The sequence below is a fragment of the Agrobacterium sp. DKPNP3 genome (genome assembly GCF_052686535.1).
The window spans coordinates 11797-30920 of sequence record NZ_JBQYSN010000060.1 but is presented as its reverse complement, the minus strand read 5'-3'; the positions used below and the strand labels follow the sequence as shown (position 1 = coordinate 30920).

15 protein-coding genes are annotated in these 19124 nt (G+C 60.2%); 6 read left to right on the top strand and 9 right to left on the bottom strand.

The window, feature by feature from the left end; all coding sequences use genetic code 11:
• On the bottom strand, nucleotides 1-790 hold a 790-nt coding region (locus tag ACUTJJ_RS16480; RefSeq protein WP_445542813.1), incomplete at its 3' end, for a Re/Si-specific NAD(P)(+) transhydrogenase subunit alpha.
• 191 nt (nucleotides 791-981) lie between these two features.
• Nucleotides 982-2865 (bottom strand): MFS transporter, encoded by a 1884-nt coding sequence (locus tag ACUTJJ_RS16475; protein WP_296068339.1) that lies wholly within the window; start codon nucleotides 2863-2865, stop codon nucleotides 982-984.
• 498 nt (nucleotides 2866-3363) lie between these two features.
• Here ACUTJJ_RS16475 and ACUTJJ_RS16470 point away from each other — a divergent pair, with 498 nt between their 5' ends.
• On the top strand, nucleotides 3364-4398 hold the full coding sequence (locus ACUTJJ_RS16470) for an aspartate-semialdehyde dehydrogenase (RefSeq protein WP_063948095.1): 1035 nt from the start codon (nucleotides 3364-3366) through the stop codon (nucleotides 4396-4398).
• A gap of 219 nt (nucleotides 4399-4617) precedes the next feature.
• Nucleotides 4618-5433 carry a lytic murein transglycosylase gene (locus tag ACUTJJ_RS16465; RefSeq protein WP_063948094.1) on the top strand — a complete coding sequence of 272 codons (816 nt, stop codon included), beginning with the start codon at nucleotides 4618-4620 and terminating at the stop codon, nucleotides 5431-5433.
• Nucleotides 5434-5609: 176 nt separating this feature from the next.
• Here the strand turns inward: ACUTJJ_RS16465 and ACUTJJ_RS16460 are convergent, their stop codons facing one another.
• Together ACUTJJ_RS16460 and pdxY are read right to left on the bottom strand one after the other, a co-directional pair.
• On the bottom strand, nucleotides 5610-6251 hold the full coding sequence (locus tag ACUTJJ_RS16460; protein WP_063948093.1) for a carbonic anhydrase: 642 nt from the start codon (nucleotides 6249-6251) through the stop codon (nucleotides 5610-5612).
• A 171-nt stretch (nucleotides 6252-6422) separates the two neighbouring features.
• On the bottom strand, nucleotides 6423-7298 hold the full coding sequence (gene pdxY, locus ACUTJJ_RS16455; protein ID WP_063948092.1) for a pyridoxal kinase PdxY: 876 nt from the start codon (nucleotides 7296-7298) through the stop codon (nucleotides 6423-6425).
• Between the two features lie 270 nt (nucleotides 7299-7568).
• On the opposite strand from pdxY, the gene ACUTJJ_RS16450 reads away from it, so the two are divergent.
• A complete protein-coding gene (locus ACUTJJ_RS16450) occupies nucleotides 7569-9029 on the top strand; it encodes a phospholipase D-like domain-containing protein (RefSeq protein ID WP_063948091.1) in 1461 nt (486 codons plus the stop codon).
• 13 nt (nucleotides 9030-9042) lie between these two features.
• Complete coding sequence (locus ACUTJJ_RS16445; protein WP_445542812.1) at nucleotides 9043-9888, top strand: endonuclease/exonuclease/phosphatase family protein; 846 nt, start codon at nucleotides 9043-9045, stop codon at nucleotides 9886-9888.
• Nucleotides 9889-9920: 32 nt separating this feature from the next.
• On the opposite strand, the gene ACUTJJ_RS16440 is transcribed toward ACUTJJ_RS16445, so the two are convergent.
• The 4 genes from ACUTJJ_RS16440 to ACUTJJ_RS16425 form a co-directional block, all read right to left on the bottom strand.
• A complete protein-coding gene (locus tag ACUTJJ_RS16440) occupies nucleotides 9921-10118 on the bottom strand; it encodes a hypothetical protein (RefSeq protein ID WP_186376792.1) in 198 nt (65 codons plus the stop codon).
• Between the two features lie 286 nt (nucleotides 10119-10404).
• The gene (locus ACUTJJ_RS16435) at nucleotides 10405-13599 is read right to left on the bottom strand and encodes an efflux RND transporter permease subunit (RefSeq protein WP_445542811.1); all 3195 of its coding nucleotides are present in this window, start codon (nucleotides 13597-13599) and stop codon (nucleotides 10405-10407) included.
• A 133-nt stretch (nucleotides 13600-13732) separates the two neighbouring features.
• A complete protein-coding gene (locus tag ACUTJJ_RS16430; RefSeq protein WP_445542810.1) occupies nucleotides 13733-14923 on the bottom strand; it encodes an efflux RND transporter periplasmic adaptor subunit in 1191 nt (396 codons plus the stop codon).
• A 56-nt stretch (nucleotides 14924-14979) separates the two neighbouring features.
• Nucleotides 14980-15789: an alpha/beta hydrolase fold domain-containing protein gene (locus tag ACUTJJ_RS16425; RefSeq protein ID WP_063948084.1), complete on the bottom strand. Its 810-nt coding sequence runs from the start codon at nucleotides 15787-15789 to the stop codon at nucleotides 14980-14982.
• A 134-nt stretch (nucleotides 15790-15923) separates the two neighbouring features.
• Here ACUTJJ_RS16425 and ACUTJJ_RS16420 point away from each other — a divergent pair, with 134 nt between their 5' ends.
• Nucleotides 15924-16823: a LysR family transcriptional regulator gene (locus tag ACUTJJ_RS16420; protein WP_445542809.1), complete on the top strand. Its 900-nt coding sequence runs from the start codon at nucleotides 15924-15926 to the stop codon at nucleotides 16821-16823.
• Nucleotides 16824-16827: 4 nt separating this feature from the next.
• On the opposite strand, the gene ACUTJJ_RS16415 is transcribed toward ACUTJJ_RS16420, so the two are convergent.
• Nucleotides 16828-17730 (bottom strand): LysR family transcriptional regulator, encoded by a 903-nt coding sequence (locus ACUTJJ_RS16415; protein WP_445542808.1) that lies wholly within the window; start codon nucleotides 17728-17730, stop codon nucleotides 16828-16830.
• A gap of 161 nt (nucleotides 17731-17891) precedes the next feature.
• Here ACUTJJ_RS16415 and ACUTJJ_RS16410 point away from each other — a divergent pair, with 161 nt between their 5' ends.
• The gene (locus ACUTJJ_RS16410; RefSeq protein ID WP_445542807.1) at nucleotides 17892-19073 is read left to right on the top strand and encodes an MFS transporter; all 1182 of its coding nucleotides are present in this window, start codon (nucleotides 17892-17894) and stop codon (nucleotides 19071-19073) included.
• Nucleotides 19074-19124: the final 51 nt, after the last annotated feature.

Genomic DNA, 19124 nt, shown 5'->3' with positions numbered 1-19124 from the left:
GGATCAGCGCCGTGGTGATGACGATATCCATCTGCGGGGCGAGTTCGCGGAATTTCTCCAGCTGCTTCTCGCGGAATTCCGGCGAGGAGGGGGCGGCATAACCGCCGGTCGCTGCACCATCCTGCTGCTGGTCGGCAAAATCGAGATAGACGAATTCCGCGCCCATGGATTCGATCTGCTCGGCCACTTCAGGGCGCACGTCGAAGGCATAGGTGATCGCGCCGAGCGATGTGGCCGTACCGATGGCGGCAAGACCGGCAACGCCGGCGCCGATGACCAGCACCTTCGCGGGCGGCACCTTGCCGGCGGCCGTCACCTGACCGGTGAAGAAGCGGCCGAAATTATTGCTGGCCTCGATGACCGCACGATAGCCGGCGATATTGGCCATGGAAGACAGGGCGTCCATCTTCTGGGCGCGGGAGATACGCGGCACCATGTCCATGGCGATGACGTTTGCGCCCTTTTCCTTCGCCTGTTCCAGAAGGTCCTTGTTCTGGGCGGGATAGAAGAACGAGATCAGAGTCTTGTCCGAAGACAGGCGATCAATTTCCGCCGTTTCCGGCGGGCGAACCTTGGCGATGATATCGGAGCCGCTGTAAAGCGCCTCGGCGCTGTCGACCACCGTCACGCCGGCTGCGCGATAGGCGTCGTCAGAAAAGCCGGCCGCCTTGCCGGCCCCTGCCTCGACGACGCACTCATAGCCGAGTTTCTGCAAAGCCTGCGCGCTGTCAGGCGTCATGGCGACCCGCGCTTCACCTTCATAGAGTTCTCTTGGTGTCCCGATTCTCAAAACTGCTCTCCCATTCCCGTCCTGATAAGCCGTCATAGCCCATTTCGGGCGTTTTTGTCTTGTTATTGCTGTTTTCTACCTGCGGCGGATTGACAGGCCGGAAAAGCCCATTTTCGGCCATGGCGGTACGGCGGCAACAAAAAACCCGGCGCCGAAACGCCGGGTGATTTCCACAGTCTATCGGGTGTCACTCAATCCATGGCATGGATATCGCGATCCTTGGTTTCCGGCAGGAACAGCAGGCCGATGACCAGCGTGATGCCTGCAAAGATGATCGGATACCAGAGGCCGTAGTAGATATCGCCCTTCGCCGCGCTCATCGCAAAGGCGGTGGCGGGCAGAAGACCGCCGAACCAGCCGTTGCCGATGTGGTATGGCAGCGACATGCCGGAGTAGCGGATGCGGGTCGGGAACAGTTCCACCAGCAATGCTGCGATCGGGCCATAGACCATCGTCACGTAGATGACGAGGACGGTCAAAACCGCGATGATGACGACCCAGTTCACGGCAGCCGGATCGGCTACCATCGAGAAGGTGCCGCCGCCGGCCACAGTGTAGACGGCCATTTCGGCTGCACCACCGGTTTCGGCCGGAGTGAGCAGCTTGTCAGCCACCAGCTTGTCGGTCGCAACCATCTTCTTGTCGGCGGCGCGAACGGCATCGGCATTGAGGTTCAGTTCCGGGTTTGCGGCAATGAAGGCGTCCAGTTTTGCGTCCGGCACCTGTGCCGCGCCGCGCACCAGCGGGTAGCCGCCATCGTGAAGCGCCATGTTGACCTGCTTCTGGAAGGCCCTGTCCTTGGCTGCGGCATCCGCGCCAGCGGCGACGGCGTCGTAGCTGGTGATGGTGGCGTCGCCAATCTTGACGGTGGCCGGCTGGCCGGCCGGCCCCGCGACCACGTCATAAGGCACGGAATTGCGCGTCAGGAACGAGGTTGCGATATCGCAGGATGTGGTGAACTTTGCCGTGCCCGTCGGGTTGAACTGGAATTTGCAGTCGCCGGGTGCGGCGCTGACGGTGGCGCGAACGCTGGACTGCGCCTGTGCAAGCGCCGGGTTACCTGCCCAGGTCAGTGCCTTGAACAGCGGGAAGTAGGTAAGCATGGCAAGGATCAGACCGGCCATGATGATCGGCTTGCGGCCGATCTTGTCGGACAGCCAGCCGAAGATGACGAAGAAGCTGGTGCCGAGAATGAGCGCTGCCGCCACCATGATGTTGGCGGACTGGCCGTCGACCTTCAGAATGCTCTGCAGGAAGAACAGCGCGTAGAACTGGCCCGTGTACCAGACAACGGCCTGACCGATGACGGCGCCGACAAGCGCGATGAGCGCGATCTTGGCGTTTTTCCACTGGCCGAAAGCTTCGCTCAGCGGCGCTTTCGACGTCTTGCCCTCTTCCTTCATCTTCTTGAAGGCAGGAGATTCGTTCATCTTCAGACGGATCCAGACGGATACGCCGAGCAGCAGAACGGAAACGAGGAAGGGAATGCGCCAGCCCCAGGCAGCGAAAGCTTCCTTGCCGAGTGCAAACTGCACGCCGAGAATGACCACCAGCGACAGGAACAGGCCGAGCGTCGCCGTCGTCTGGATCCAGGAGGTGTAGTAACCTCTGCGACCATTGGGGGCATGCTCGGCAACATAGGTTGCAGCGCCGCCATATTCACCGCCAAGCGCCAGACCCTGCAGCATGCGCAGAACGATCAGGATGATCGGAGCGGCAATGCCGATCTGCGATGCGCCGGGCAGCACGCCGACGAGGAAGGTGGACACACCCATGATGAGGATGGTGATGAGGAAGGTATATTTACGTCCGACGATATCGCCGAGCCGGCCAAAGACCAGCGCGCCAAAGGGGCGCACGAGGAAGCCGGCGGCAAAGGCCAGAAGCGCGAAGATGTTACGCGTCGTTTCCGGATACTGGCTGAAGAAGTTCGCGCCGATGTAGATCGCGAGCGAGCCGTAAAGATAGAAGTCGTACCATTCGAAGACCGTTCCGAGAGAAGAGGCGAAAATCACCTTCTTCTCTTCACCCGTCATTGGACGGGCGGCGCCGCTTACGGCTGCAACATTTGCCATTGTCTGTCCTCCACAGATGTCCCAATCGACGCACTGCGGAGCCCAGCTCTCTCCTCTGGACTCAACCTTACGGCTGCAATGCGCGTGACAGCAGAGTGACAGAAAATTAACCCCAGTAAGAGCGATGCTTTCGGATTATGACTTTAGTCTAATGTGAAGCATCCCGAATATGTCGCGGTGCGGCTTCACGCCTCCTTCAGCCGGCGCCTTTTCCCTTGACAGGAACGAGAAACCTTCTAATAGCTTCTCGCGAAGAAGGAGCATCACCTTGCGCATGCATGTTGCAGACATGTTCGTCATGGAAGGACCGGCACAATCCGCCGGCGATGATCCGCGTCTTTCTTATTCTATCCGAATTACGGCCAAAACGACGATTAAAACCGTCTAACGTCTCTGGCCACCGCTCTCTCCCCGGTTTGGCTGGGGATCGAGGAAGCCGCGATATGATGCGGGTTCCCACCTCACCAAAAAGAGGAGAGACAGAAAGAGAGCTTGATCATGGGTTTCAAAGTTGCAATTGCAGGCGCCACCGGCAACGTCGGTCGCGAAATGCTCAATATCCTGGCCGAACGCGGTTTTCCCGCCGATGAAGTCGTGCCGCTCGCTTCCGCCCGCTCGCAGGGCACGGAAGTCTCCTATGGCGACCGCACGCTGAAGGTTTCGAACCTCGAGAACTACGATTTTTCCGACACGGATATCTGCCTGATGTCGGCCGGCGGCGATGTTTCCAAGAAGTGGTCGCCGAAGATCGGCCAGCAGGGCTGCGTCGTCATCGATAACTCGTCCGCCTGGCGCTACGATCAGGACGTTCCGCTGATCGTTCCGGAAGTGAACGCCGATGCGGTTGCAGGCTTCACCAAGAAGAACATCATCGCCAATCCCAATTGCTCCACGGCGCAGCTCGTTGTTGCGCTGAAGCCGCTGCATGATTTCGCCAAGATCAAGCGCGTCGTCGTTTCCACCTACCAGTCGGTGTCCGGCGCAGGCAAGGAAGGCATGGACGAACTGTTCCAGCAGACCCGCGCCGTTTTCGTGGCCGACCCGGTCGAATCCAAGAAGTTCACCAAGCGTATCGCCTTCAACGTCATTCCGCACATCGACGTCTTCATGGAAGACGGCTACACGAAGGAAGAATGGAAGGTTCTGGCCGAAACGAAGAAGATGCTCGATCCGAAGATCAAGGTGACCTGCACGGCGGTGCGCGTTCCTGTCTTCATCGGCCATTCGGAATCGGTCAATATCGAGTTCGAAAACGAGATCACCGCCGATCAGGCGCGTGATATCCTGCGCGAAGCGCCGGGTTGCCTCGTCATCGACAAGCGCGAAAACGGCGGTTACATCACGCCGGTCGAATCCGCCGGTGAAGACGCGACCTACATCTCGCGTATCCGCGAAGATGCGACGGTGGAAAATGGGCTCAACCTCTGGGTTGTTTCTGACAACCTGCGCAAGGGCGCAGCTCTTAATGCCGTCCAGATCGCCGAACTGTTGATCAATCGTGGTTTCATCAAGCCGCGCAAGGCCGCTGCCTGATCAACGATACGATTTTTTAAGGTTCGTTAAGTATAACCCGTCTGTTCTGTGTGGGGCAGGCGGGTTTTATAATTGGCGAGATCACGGCCAGTTTATTTGCAGGCTTTGCTGTCGAAAGGCAATTTAGGCCGCCAAAAGGCAGTTTTGGCACCTGAACCATGCAGTATAATGGTTTGGTTCTCGGGAAAACTCTCCCAAAAACATCGAAGGCAGATTTAGATGCGGGCAATGAAGGCAATTCTGGCTGGTGTGGCCATGGTCTCGGTTCTGGCAGCGACGCCGGTCATGGCGGCGCAATGCGGCAACACCTCCGCGGGTTTTGAAGCGTGGGTCGGCGCCTTCAAGCAGGAAGCGGCGGGGCGCGGGGTCAGCGCCTCTGTGCTCGATCGCGCCTTTGCCAACGTGACCTACAATCGCGCCACGATCAGCGCCGATCGCGGCCAGCACAGCTTCAAGCTCTCCTTCGAACAGTTCATGCAGAAGCGCGGCGGTCAGACGATCATTTCGCGCGGCAAGACGATGAAGAAGAACAATGCCGCGCTCTTCGATTCCATCGAGCGCGCCTACGGCGTGCCCGCCGGTCCGCTCCTCGCCATCTGGGGCATGGAAACGGGCTTCGGCAGTTTCATGGGTAAACAGCACACGCTGTCGGCCGTTTCGACGTTGGCATTTGACTGCCGTCGTTCGGATTATTTCACCGAGCAGCTTTATGCCGCCCTGAAGCTCGTCGGCAGCGGTTCGCTGAATGTCAACGCCAAGGGCGCCGCACATGGTGAAATCGGCCAGACGCAGTTCCTGCCGTTGAACGTGGTGCGCTACGGCGTGGATTTCGACCGCGACGGCCGCATCGATCTTGTCGGCTCGCGCGCAGATGCGCTGGCTTCCACCGCTAACTTCCTCGTCGGCCATGGCTGGCAGCGTGGTGCAGGTTACCAGCAGGGGCAGGCGAATTATGCCGCCATCCAGGGCTGGAACGCCGCAAGCGTCTATCAGCAGGCCATCGCCTTCATCGGCAAGGCAATCGACGGCCAATAAGGCCGCTTCCCACGCGCGAATTCTCACTTCCGTCATGCCGGACTTGATCCGGCATCCAGTCACGGCGCGTCTGCGCCGTGAAAGGGTCTTTGGCGATCAAGGACTTGATCGCACTGGACCCCGGATCAAGTCCGGGTGACGAAGTTGAATGTTATTGGCGGAGGCTACACGCCTAATCACAGATCGGGGCGGCGAAAGTCGCCGGTTTTGCCGTCCATCACCCACAATTCGCCGGTCGAAATATCGAACCATGCGCCGTGCAGCTTCACCTTGCCGGCGGTTTCCTGTGCCTTGACGAAAGGGAAGCCGCGCAGATTGGTGATGGAGTTGCGGATGGAAACGCGTTCCAGCGCCGTCTGCCGCTCGGAGGCGGTCATCACATCGTTGCTCTGGATTTGCGAGGCGGCCGACTTGACCATGTTCATCCATTTGCCAATGAAATCGCCGGGCGACAACGGCTCGAGATTGGGATCGAGTGCTGCCTGGATGCCGCCACAGCGGCCGTGACCCATGACGACGATGTCCTTTACCTTCAGAACCTGAACAGCATATTCGATGGCGGCGGAGGTTGCGTGATATTGCCCGTCGGGCTCGAAGGGCGGCACCATGTTGGCAACGTTGCGGACGACGAACAACTCTCCCGGTCCGCAGTCGAAAATGGTTTCCGGTGCCGAACGGGAGTCACAACAGGCGATGAACAGCGTTTGCGGTTTCTGTCCGGTTTCCGCCAGAACGCGGTATCTTTCGCGCTCATCGGCATAGCGGCCGCTCATGAAGTTCTTATAGCCGTTGAGAAGGTTTTCCGGAAAATCTTTCATCTATCGCAGTACCGTTGTGGTTGGACCGAGATCAAGAGAGGAACTCGGTGCGTTGAAGACCAATCCGTTGGAGCGTTTTCGCTTTTCTAAGCCGTAAAACCGCCCCAACTCCCTATGTGCCGCATTCCGGTTGGAAAACCCACCCCGATTTTCCTGGAGATGCTCTGCCCGCTATTTGCGCCTGCTGCGCGAAGGATGCAAGAGATGACGCATCTGCACCATGGCCATGGGTGTGGAGAGACTTGACGAGTCGGTCTCCAGCGTCAGTTCGTTCATGTCGCGTTTTTTGGTGCGGGCGAGGACTTCGAACACGCTGGCGGTTGCCAGCTGCAGCGCCTTTTCATCGTCCAGACCCTCCAGCAGGCGGGCGAGGAACAGCGCCGACATCAGGTCGCCGAGGCCGTTCGGTGCATTTTCGATGGCGCGGTGTTCGGCGAGAAGCGCATGGCGGCCGCTGAGATAAAGATTGCCGGTGCCGCCCGTCATCATCGGTACCGCCGAGGTGACCAGCATTTTCGGCGGGCCGAGGGCGAGGGCGGCATCCATGATGGCATTGTTGGTCTCAAGCTCCGCGCCACTCATCCACGCCAGTTCGTATCGATTGGGCGTCGCGACAGTCGCCAGCGGAATGAGTTCGTCGCGGATGGCTTCGGCGGTCTCGAGCGGAATATAGAGCCCGCCGAGATCGCCCATGACCGGATCGCAGGCGTAGATCAGCGCCGGGTTCTTTTCCTTGAGGTTGCGGATCAGCCTTGCGGTGGAGCGAACCTGCGCGGCGCTGCCGAAATAGCCGGTCAGTACGGCCTTGACCTCGCCTATCCATCTGGCGTTTTCGAGGTCGCTCATTGCCTTGTCGAAATCGTCGTCCTGAAAGCGCATGCGGGTGGAGGGGCCGTGCCCGGGATGCCAGGGCATGACGATAGTCGGCACCGCCCAGACCGGATAACCGAGCGTCTCTAGCGCAAAGACGGCGGCGCGGTTGCCGACGGAGCCACGCATGACGTGGCTGGAAATGACGATGACGGCACCCTGCGTATTGTCCTGCATCACGGCCTTCTTGCTTTCATACGTCGCAGAAATCCCGCAAGAACCCCTGCCCAAAGATCAAGATGCGCTCTCATGACATATCGCACGTCCGGTTTCCACCCTTATTCCCGCAAGGGTCTGTCCCGCTAAAGCATGGCGGGGGAGGGCATGTCGACGACGCCGGACAGCTGCTGCGTTGCAATCAGGTGGGCACCTCTATGTTTTTGTTTATGCAACGGCATATCGGAAATCCGCGTTACACTTTCCCGGTCGATACCCTATAGTCGTACCATGCTCGATCTCGTCATTGCCTATTGGCCTCATATCCTTGCCGTCCTCTCCGTTATCATGGGTACCGTTGCGGCCGTGCATGCCACGATGACCAAGGAAGAAGTTCGCTCGGCGCTCGGCTGGGTTGGCGTTATCGTCTTGTCGCCGATCGTCGGCGCCGTCATCTACGCGATTGCCGGCATCAACCGCATCCGCCGATCCACAATCACGCAGCAGCGGTCCTTCATGCAGGACGAGATCATGGATCGTGTCGCGCGGTTTGACGCCGGCGGCGATCTGGTTGCCGAGCGGGTGGGGCGACGCTTCGCGGCGATGAAAATCCTTGGCGACCGGGTGACCCGGCACGCGCTGACGACGGGTAACAGCATCGAGCCGCTGGTGACTGGCGATCTCGCTTATGAAGCCATGCTGGAGGCCATCGAGCAGGCGAAACGGTCGATCATCCTCGAAACCTATATTTTCGACAATGACCGGATCGGCATGCGCTTCGTTGCAGCACTGGAGAGGGCGCAACAGCGGGGAGTCGAGGTTCGGGTGCTGATCGATGCGGTCGGCGCGCGATATTCGGTGCCGAGCATTCTGCCGACGCTGCGCGAAAAAGGCATCGTCGCAGCGGTCTTCAACGGCAATGTCATCATGGGCCTGCGCCTGCCCTATGCCAATCTTCGCACCCACCGCAAGATTCTCGTTGTGGATGGGCGCGTCGCCTTCAGCGGCGGCATGAATATTCGCGAAGGATTTACACGGGAATTCGCCGGTGAGAGCCAGTCCCATGACACGCATTTCAAGATCACCGGTCCCGTGGTTTCTGATTTTTTCTCGATTGCTGCGGAAGACTGGCGCTTCACGACCAAGGAAGTGCTGGATACGGCGGTCTGGGATATCGCGATCCCCGACGGCATACCGGGCTCGCAACTCATCTCCCGCGTTTGCTCGTCCGGGCCTGACAAGAGCATCGAGACCAATCACAAAATGCTGACCGGCGCATTTTCCATTGCGCGCTCGTCCATTCTCATCATGTCGCCCTATTTTCTCCCGGATCGCGAGCTTATTTCAGCGCTCATAACAGCGGCGCGGCGCGGCGTGGTCGTGGATATCGTCGTGCCGAAGAGCAACAATCTGGTACTGGTGGATCGGGCCATGACGGCGCAATTCGATCAGATGCTGCGCAATTATTGTCGCATATGGAGGGCGACCGGACCATTCAATCATTCGAAGATGCTGGTGATTGACGGGCGGTGGAGTTACATCGGGTCCTCCAACCTCGATCCGCGCTCTTTGCGACTGAATTTTGAGATTGATCTCGAGGTGATGGACGACGGCTTCGGCCAGACCATCAGCCAGACGATTTCGACGGCACGCGATGCTGCAATACCTGTGAGACTGAGCGAACTGAAAGCGCGTCCATTCGTTGTTCGTTTCGTGGAACGGGTTCTGTGGCTTGCCTCGCCCTATCTTTGAACGGAGATGACGTGTGAAAAAAGACGGCATGCTGGAAAACGAAAAAGCGGTGTTGGCCAGAAACACCAGCCTGCCCGCCTTCGTGATGAACTCGCTGCGCAATCACCGCCAGCGGCAGAATGCCAAGCCTGAGGAAAAGGCCCACCAATTTCCCATCATCGCTTCCTATAACGTTCACAAATGTGTTGGCCGCGACCGCAAGTTCGATCCCGATCGCACGAGCCGCGTCATTCAGGAAATCGGCGCCGACATCATCGCGCTACAGGAAGCGGACAGCCGTTTTGGCGAGCGCACCGGCCTGCTCGATCTCGCCCGGCTGGAACGGGAGAGCGGGCTGGTGCCTGTTCCCGTGCAATCGGGGGTGAAGGCGCATGGCTGGCACGGCAATGTCGTTCTGTTCAGGGAAGGCGCGGTGCGCGACGTGCACACGCTGAAGCTGCCGGGGCTTGAGCCGCGCGGCGCGCTGGTCGTGGAACTTGATCTGAAAAACGGCAGCGTGCTGCGTGTCATCGCTGCCCATTTCGGTCTTCTGCGGCACTCCCGCGCCCAGCAGGCGAAAGCCTTGCTTGGCCTTCTGGAAGCACGCGACGAATGCCCCACCGTCCTTCTCGGCGATCTCAATGAATGGCGCCTCGGCAATGGCTCGTCGCTCAATACGTTCCGGGATGCGTTCGGCGCCCTGCCGCCGGCGGTGCCGAGTTTTCCGTCCAACCTGCCGGTGCTGGCGCTCGACAGGATCATCGCCAATCGAGAAGGGCTGATCGAGCAGGTTGAGGCGCATGACAGCGCATTGGCGCGCATTGCCTCCGACCATCTGCCGCTGAAGGCGGCGGTGCGGACCGACCTGCTGGCGGCCTGAATTAGTCGGCTATTGATGCACTTTGGTGAGCCTCAGGCCACCGTCATCTGGCCGCTGCGCGAGCGGGCTTCCAGCAACGAGGTTCGGATGGCTTCCATCAGACGCTCGCGGTTGTTCCGGATCTTGCCCCTGTCGAGATTTTGCGCGGAAAGCGCGAGGTCGAGACCCTCATGCATCACGATCGAATAGGCGACGGTCGTCGCCCAGTTCTCGTAGTCCTGCTCCATCATGCCGCCCCTGAACTAAATCATTTAGTCCGAATCACCCTGCTTTTCAATTTATCACAGAATTTTAACTAAAAAAGCGCGCCTTTTCTTAAAGTTCCGCCCGGCTAGGGCATCTATATTTCATTCCCAAAGCTTCGGCACTGAGACGTTGTAGCAGGATTGGCGTATAACTGGCTGAAACAGATTCTATTTCAGTAAAGCGTCACGAATATTCCAGCCAATAAAACGCCGCGCATCTTGGGATGCGCGGCGGGCTTGCGTCGAAGGTTGCGGTGGATAGGTGTCGGCCTCAGCCGGCCTTTTCGAGCTTGTAGTCCGAGTTGGCCGGTTCTTCCTCTTTGTGCTGGATGAGCGGACGGTTGCCCGCCAGTTTGCGCACCAGCACGTAGAAGACCGGTGTCATGAAGATGCCGAAGAACGTCACGCCGATCATGCCGGAGAATACAGCGACACCCATGGCGGCGCGCATCTCCGCACCGGCACCTGTCGAGACGACCAGAGGCACCACGCCCATGATGAAGGCGAGCGAGGTCATCAGGATCGGGCGCAGGCGAAGCCGGCTTGCCTCGATGGCCGCCTGGAGCGGCGTTCGTCCCTCGAACTCCAGCTCCCGGGCAAATTCCACGATCAGGATCGCGTTCTTTGCCGAGAGACCCACAAGGACAACAAGGCCGATCTGCGTAAAGATGTTGTTATCCCCTCCCGTCAGCCAGACGCCCGTTAGGGCTGCAAGTACGCCGAGCGGCACGATCAGGATGATCGCAATCGGCAGGGTCAAGCTTTCATATTGCGCGGCGAGCACGAGATAGACGAGCAGCAGCGCCAGCGGGAACACCACGATGCTGGAGTTGCCGGCGAGAATCTGCTGGTAGGTCAGATCCGTCCATTCATAATCGATCCCCGCGGGCAGGGTTTCGACAAGGATCTTCTCGATCGCCGCCTGCGCCTGGCCCGATGAGAAGCCTGGTGCCGGTCCGCCGTTGATATCGGCTGCGAGGAAGCCGTTATAACGGTTGGTGCGTTCCGGTCCCGTCGTTGCATCCACCTTCAGGAGCGTCGACAGCGGGATCATCTGACCCGTCGCGGAGCGAACCTTCAGGCGGCCAATATCTTCCGCATGGGCGCGGAACTGCGAGTCCGCCTGCACACGGACGCTGTATGTGCGGCCGAAGGCGTTGAAGTCATTGACGTAGAGCGAGCCGAGATAAATCTGCAGCGTCTGGAAGACGTCGCTGACGGAGACGCCCAGCTGTTCGGCCTTGGCGCGGTCGAGATCGGCGAAGAGCTGCGGCACGTTGATCTGGTAGCTGGAGAAGATGCCCGCCAGCTCCGGTGTCTGATATGCCTTGCCGATGACGGCCTTCGCCGCTTCGTCCAGCGTCTGGTAACCGTAACCGGCCCGGTCTTCGATCTGCAGCTTGAAGCCACCTGTCTGGCCGAGACCGTTGACCGGCGGCGGCGGGAACATGGCGATGAAGGCATCCTGAATGCCTGCGAACTTCTGGTTCAGCTGCATGGCGATGGCGCCACCGGAGAGTTCCGGTGTCTTGCGCTTTTCGAAATCGTCGAGAACCGCAAAGACGATGCCGGAGTTGGAGCCGATGGTGAAGCCGTTGATCGACAGGCCCGGGAAGGCGATGGCGTGGCTGACACCGGGCGTTTCCATGGCGATCGCGCTCATCCGCTTGATGACGTTCTCGGTGCGGTCGAGCGTTGCGCCATCGGGCAACTGGGCGAAACCGATCAGATACTGCTTGTCCTGCGCCGGCACGAAGCCGCTCGGCACTGTCGTGAACATGCCATAGGTGGCAGCCACCAGCGCCATGTAAACGATCATCACCAAGCTCTTGCGAGTCACCAGCCCGCCGACCGTCTTGCCGTAGCCGTTCGAGGCCGCGCCGAAGGCACGGTTGAAGCCACGGAAGAACCAGCCGAGGATCTTGTCCATGAAGCGGGTGAGCCAGTCTTTCGGCGCACCGTGTTCCTTCAGCAGCAGGGCCGCAAGAGCGGGTGACAGCGTCAGCGAGTTGATGGCCGAAATGACGGTGGAGATGGCAATCGTCAGCGCGAACTGCCGGTAGAACTGGCCGGACAGGCCGGAGATGAAGGCGAGCGGCACGAAAACGGCGACGAGAACCAGCGCAATGGCGATGATCGGGCCGGAGACTTCGCGCATGGCCTTATAGGTGGCGTCACGCGGTGAGAGCCCGTTTTCGATGTTTCGCTCGACGTTTTCAACGACCACGATCGCGTCATCCACGACGATGCCGATGGCGAGCACGAGCCCGAACAGCGTCAACGCGTTGATGGAAAAGCCGAAGGCATACATGACGGCGAAGGTGCCGATGATCGAGACCGGAACGGCGATCAGCGGAATGATCGAGGCGCGCCAGGTCTGGAGGAAAAGGATGACGACAAGCACCACGAGGCCAACGGCCTCGAGGAGTGTATCGACAACTTTCTCGATGGAGGAGCGCACGAATTTCGTCGTATCGTAGACGATCTCGTATTTCACGCCATCGGGCATGGCCAATTGCAGATTGTCCATGGTGGCGCGGACATTATCGGCGATTTCGATGGCGTTGGAGCCGGGGGCCTGAAGCACTGCGACAGCCACGGCCGGCTCACCATCGAGCAGCGAACGCAGCGTGTAGTCTGCTGCGCCGAGTTCGATGCGCGCGACATCGCGCAGGCGGGTGATTTCGCCGTTCGCGCCGCTCTTGACGATGATGTTGCCGAATTCTTCCGGCGTCGTCAGACGGCCCTGGGCATTGACGTTGAGCTGCAGGTCGACGCCGTTCGGGCTCGGCGAAGCGCCGATGACGCCGGCTGCGGCCTGCACATTCTGCTGGCGGATGGCGTCGGAAACGTCACTGGCAGCCAGATCATGTTCGGCCACTTTCTGCGGGTCGAGCCAGACGCGCATGGAATAGTCACCTGCGCCGAAGACCTGCACCTGGCCGACACCTTCGATGCGGGCGAGGCGGTCCTTGACGTTCAGCGTCGCATAGTTGCGCAGGTAGGTGATGTCATAGGCGTCGGTCTTGGAAACAAGGTTGACGACCATGATGAAGTCGGGCGAGCTCTTCACCGTGGTGATGCCGAGCGCACGCACTTCCGCCGGCAGGCGCGGTTCGGCCTGCGAGACGCGGTTCTGCACCAGCTGCTGGGCCTTGTCGGGGTCGGTGCCGAGCTTGAAGGTGACGGTGAGCGTCAGCACGCCGTCCGATGTCGCCTGGCTGCCCATGTAGAGCATGTCCTCGACACCGTTGATCTGTTCTTCGAGCGGTGTCGCGACGGTTTCAGCGATAACGGTCGGGTTCGCACCGGGATAGGTGGCGCGCACGACGACGGATGGCGGAACGACTTCGGGATATTCCGAAATCGGCAGGGCGCGCATGCCAAGAAGGCCTGCCACCACAATCAGGATCGACAAGACGCCGGCGAATACCGGCCGGTCGACAAAAAATCTGGAAATATTCATATCCAGTCCCTCTCCGGGTATATTTTGGAATGCGAAGGCCGCTCCGGCGGCAGGATTGCCGCCGGTGAAGGCCGGTTCTGTCTGAAGGGGCGTCTCGCGAAAGCGCGGGACGCTTACTGATCAAAGAGGTGGGTTACTGCGAAGCAGCAACCTTGTCTTCCGCCTGCGGTGCAATGGTCGCGCCGGGACGGATGCGCTGCAGGCCGTTGACGACGATCGTATCACCCGCGGCAAGACCGCTGTCGATGATGCGCTGACCGTCTGCCGGTGCACCGGGCTTGATCTGGCGGTAGCTCACCTTGTTTTCGGCATCGACCACGAAGACGAAGCGCTTGTCCTGGTCCGTGCCGATGGCGCGGTCGCTGATGACGATGCGGTTTTCCGGCTTCGGTTCGCCCATGCGGACCCGCACGAACTGGCCGGGGATCATTCTGCCGTCCGGATTGTCGAAGATGGCGCGCACACCAATGGTGCCGCTGGCCGAATCCACCTGGTTGTCGATCAGGTGCAGCGTGCCCTTGATCGGCGTGCCTTCATCCGAAAGCGTGCCGATTTCAACCGGTATCTGTTCCAGCGCGGGCAGGGCGCCATCGGTTTTCGGCAGCTCGGCAAGAGCCTTCGCCACCGTGCCTTCGCTGGCATTGAAGCTTGCATAGATCGGGTTGACCGAGACGAGTGTCGTCAGGGCCGGCGAGGTGGAGCCGGCGGCGACGAGGTTGCCGGCGGTGATTTCGATGCGGCCGACGCGGCCCGAAACAGGGGCGCGGATTTCGGTGTAGCCGAGATCGAGTTGCGCCGTCGTCAATGCTGCGCGGGCGGCGCGAAGCTGGGCTTCGGCATCCGCAAACGAGCTCTGGCGCTGGTCGAGATCGCTCTGGGAGATCGTGCGATTGTCGGAAAGCCGGCGGCCACGGTCGAGTTCGGTTTTCGCGAGGCTCACCTTGGCTTCGGCCGAGGCGACCTGCCCTTCAGCGCCGGCAACGGCGGCCTGATAGGGGGCCGGATCGATGGTGAAGAGGGGATCGCCTTCCTTCACCAGCGCGCCCTCGCGGAAATGCACGGCCTTGATCTGGCCGGCGACGCGGGAGCGGATCTGCACCCGGTCTACGGCCTCCAGACGGCCGGAAAATTCCTCCCAGCGCATCACGTCGCGGCTTTCCACCTTCGCGACGGTGACCGGGATTGCCGGTGTTTCAGCGGGCGTGGAAGCGGCCGTTGCGTTGCGGCTGGTAGGCAGGTCGAAAAACAGTGCTGCGGCTGCAACGGACACGGCAAGCCCGATGCCGGCGCCCGTCAGGGCCCGGCGCTTTGTGTTCAGCGTCATGGGTATCTCCTTGGCCCCAGATCAGGAGCCGATCAGTTTCTCAATAAATGCGGTATTCAGTGTTTTAACTGGTCAACGAAAGTCTTGAACTCCGAACAGATGGAAGGGACCCATCCGCCGCCCTCTCCTTGATAAAGCCCCGTCCAGCCGACGCCGGCGGGGAAAACATGGCTCCGGACGCTGACACCCGAGGCGATAAGACGGTCTCCATAATTGACCGTCTCGTCGCGCAGAGGATCATCCTCGGCGGTAAAGATCAGCGCCGGCGCTACCCGGTTCAGCCGCGTGCACTGGCAGGGTGCGGCATAGGGGTGGAAAAACCCGCAGGCCTTGGCAAGGTAATGGCTCCAGCCATCCGCCCAGCGCTGGCGCATGCCGATCCTGTCCGCGTCGCGGAAGGATTCCGTCGTCATCATCGGGTCGATCATGGGCGACAGAAGTATCTGGCCTGCGAGCTTGCCGGGCATGCGGTCACGGGCCTTCAAGGCAAGCCCCGCCGCCACATTGCCACCAGCTTCTTCGCCCGCCACGAACAGCAGCGATTTCGCGCCGCCATAATGCTTGCGATCCCGGTTCAGATGATCGAGCGCCTCGTAAGCACAGTCGATAACCATCGGAAACTCGTTGCCGGACGGCTTGCTGTAGTCGGCTTCCACGACCACTGCGCCGCTTTCTGCAAGCGCGCGGGCCACCGGAAGCTCGGGGCAATTTCCATCAGGCTCAAGGCCGGGTTGCAGAAACGATCCGCCGCGCAGGTAAAGCACCACGGGCGGCTGGCTGCAAAGGTTTGCACCCTCATACCGGCGCACGGAAAGCTGGGATGCGAGGCCCCCGCAGCTTTTGATGTTTTCCCAGTGCGCGTTCATCTGATCCGGTCCCGTGCGCCACCATCGGCAGTGCACCATATTTGCAAAATCTGAAATTTATATTATTGTTCGGGGAAAAATGATCAACTACGCTAAAATGAAAACACTATTCCAAATATACGGATAATCGCATCATGGATCAGCTCTCCGCCATGCGGGTTTTTACGCGGGTCGTGGAAACCGGTAATTTCAGCCGGGCCGCGACCGCGCTGAGCATGCCGAAAACCACGGTTACCAACATGGTACAGGCGCTCGAGGCGCATTTGCAGACCACGCTTCTCAACCGCACAACGCGGCGGGTCATGCTCACAACGGACGGTGCTCTCTATTATGAGCGCGCATCGCAGATTTTATCGGAAATTGAAGAACTTGACGGCAGTATGTCCAGCGCGCAGGTGCAGCCGTCGGGCCGGTTGCGTGTGGAAATGGCAGGTGTCTTTGCGGACCTCGTCGTTATCCCACATCTTTGCGAATTTTACCAGCGCTATCCGCAAATCCGCCTCGACCTCGGCGTCGGTGACCGTCTGGTCGACTATATCGCTGAAAATGTCGACTGCGCGTTGCGCGTCGGCATGTTGCGCGATCAGTCGCTGATTGCCCGAAAAGTAGGCGAACTCCGGTTCGAAACATTTGCGTCGCCGTCCTATATCCAGAAGTTCGGCATGCCGCAGGAGCCCGAGGACCTCGAAAAAGATCATTTATCGGTGGGTTACCTCAATGCCACCACGGGTCAGATCATGCCGGCCTCCTTCGACAATGGCATACGCAGCGTTGAGTTGACGCCCAACTACGTCGTTTCCGTCAACGACAGCCGTACCTATCTCAATGCGGCGCTCGCCGGCATGGGCATCGTGCAGCTGCCGATCTTCATGGTGCGGGATGCGCTGTCGCGCGGAGAGCTGGTGCCGGTGCTTTCCGAATGGCGACGGGAGGCGATGCCGATCTATGTGGTCTATCCGCAGACCCGGCATGTGACGAACAAGGTCCGCGTTTTTGTCGACTGGTTGGCGAAGCTGGTGCATGGGCTGATGTAAACGATCAGTCCCGCCCGGCTCTCGCGGCAACGAAATCGATAAAGGCGCGTACCCGGGCGGCGAGATGCTCGTGGCCGGCGTAGACGGCGTGGATCACCTCCAGGTCCTCGGCATTATAGTCCTCCAGCACCGGCACGAGCAGTCCTGCCTCGATATCGGGCTTGACGTGAAATTCGCCCATGCGCCCCATCCCCAAGCCCGCGAGGCAGAGCCTGCGCATCGCCATGCCGCTATTGACCGAGGCATTACCCGTGACAGGAAGGCGATAGAGATCGCCGGAAGCAGGGTCGCGGAACGGCCATTCGTTGAGGCTGCGGCTGAAATTAAAACTCAGGCAATTATGCCGCGCCAGATCCTGCGGCGTGTCCGGCAGGCCATGTTGCTCGATATAGGCAGGCGAGGCGACGATCACGCGGCGGACCTCCTTCAGCTTTTTTGCCTTCAGAGAGGAATCGCCCATCGCGCCGGAGCGGATTGCGATGTCCGTACGTTCCTCGATCAGGCTGATGACGCCGTCGGTGAGCGAAATATCGAGTTCGATTTCCGGATAGAGCGACAGGAATTCCGGCGCTAGCGGCAGGAGATAACGTTCGCCGAAGCCGAGCGTCGCGTTGACTCGCAGAAGGCCGCGCGGCACGACCTTGCCGCCGCTCGCCACGATCTGCTCGGTCTCGGCGATATCGGCGAGGATTCGTCGTGCCCGCGCCAAATAGACCTCGCCCTCGGGCGTGAGCGTGACGAGTCGGGTGGAGCGGGCCAGCAGCCTCGTTCCAAGACGATCTTCGATACGTGTGACAAGTTTGCTGACCGCCGAGGGCGAGAGCTTCAGCCGACGCCCGGCGGCTGAAAAACTGCCGAGTTCCGCCGCCGCCACGAAGACTTCCATCTCTCCGGCCCTGTTGTCCATCGCTTCCTACCTATGAATTCAATTCAAAGGTATTTATCCGGCTTTGCCTGTTATCATGCAAGTCCCCTTCGCCCATATTGTCTGCATCGATTTGATCCAACCGGGCAGCACATGCTGTCCAGAAGGCCCGCGATCCCCTTGCGGGCGAAGAGGTATTCGTCATGCCATTGGCTATATTTGCCCTGACGATCGCGGCTTATGCGATCGGAACAACGGAGTTCGTCATTGTCGGTCTGCTGCCAACCGTCGCAAACGATCTTCATATCACCCTGCCGCTCGCCGGCCTCATCGTCAGCGTCTATGCGCTGGGCGTGACCTTCGGTGCGCCGATCCTCACGGCATTGACCGGGAAGATAGAGAGGAAGCCGCTGCTGCTCGGCCTGATGGCCCTGTTCATCGTCGGTAACAGTCTCGCAGCCCTCTCACCCAGTTATGAGATGCTGCTGGTCGCCCGTGTCATCGCCGCCTTCGCCCACGGCGTCTTTTTCTCGGTCGGCTCCACCATCGCAGCCGATCTCGTGCCGGAAAACCGCCGCGCCTCGGCCATTGCCATGATGTTCATGGGGCTCACGGTCGCCATCGTCACCGGTGTTCCGCTCGGCACCTATATCGGTCAGGTCTTCGGCTGGCGCGCCACCTTCTGGGCAGTTGCCGCCCTCGGTATCGTCGCCTTTCTGGGCATTGCGACGCTTCTGCCGAACACGCTCAAGAAGGCGCCGCCGGCGAGCCTGCTGGATCAGGTGCGGGTTCTCGGGTCCGGCCGCCTGCTCATCGTATTCGCCATGACGGCACTCGGTTACGGCGGCACCTTCGTCGCCTTCACCTTCCTTGCGCCCATCCTGCAGGATGTGACCGGCTTTTCGGAAAAGAGCGTCAGCCTGATCCTCGTGCTTTACGGCATCGCGATTGCCGCCGGCAATATCGGCGGCGGCAGGATTGCGAACCATAATCCGGTCAAGGCCCTCGTTGGTCTCTTTCTGGCCCAGGCCATCGTGCTGCTCGTCTTTTCCTTCACCGCCGTTTCGCCGGTGCTGACGTTGGTCACGCTTGCAGCGCTTGGTTTCCTCTCTTTCGCCAATGTGCCCGGCCTGCAGCTTTATGTGGTGCAGCTTGCCAAGCAGCATCGCCCCGGTGCCGTTGATGTCGCCTCGGCGCTCAACATCGCCGCCTTCAACCTCGGCATCGCCATTGGTGCGTGGCTCGGCGGTCTGGTGGTCGAATCGCCGATGGGTCTAGGAGCCACACCCTGGGTCGGCGCCATCCTCGTCGCGGTTGCCCTGCTTCTGACCATCTGGAGCAGCACGCTCGATCGGCGCGCCGCGGTGACGCTGAAGACCGCCTGAACTTGCGTATAAATTCCGGCAGCACCCGATCTGCCGGATCACATCAAAGGA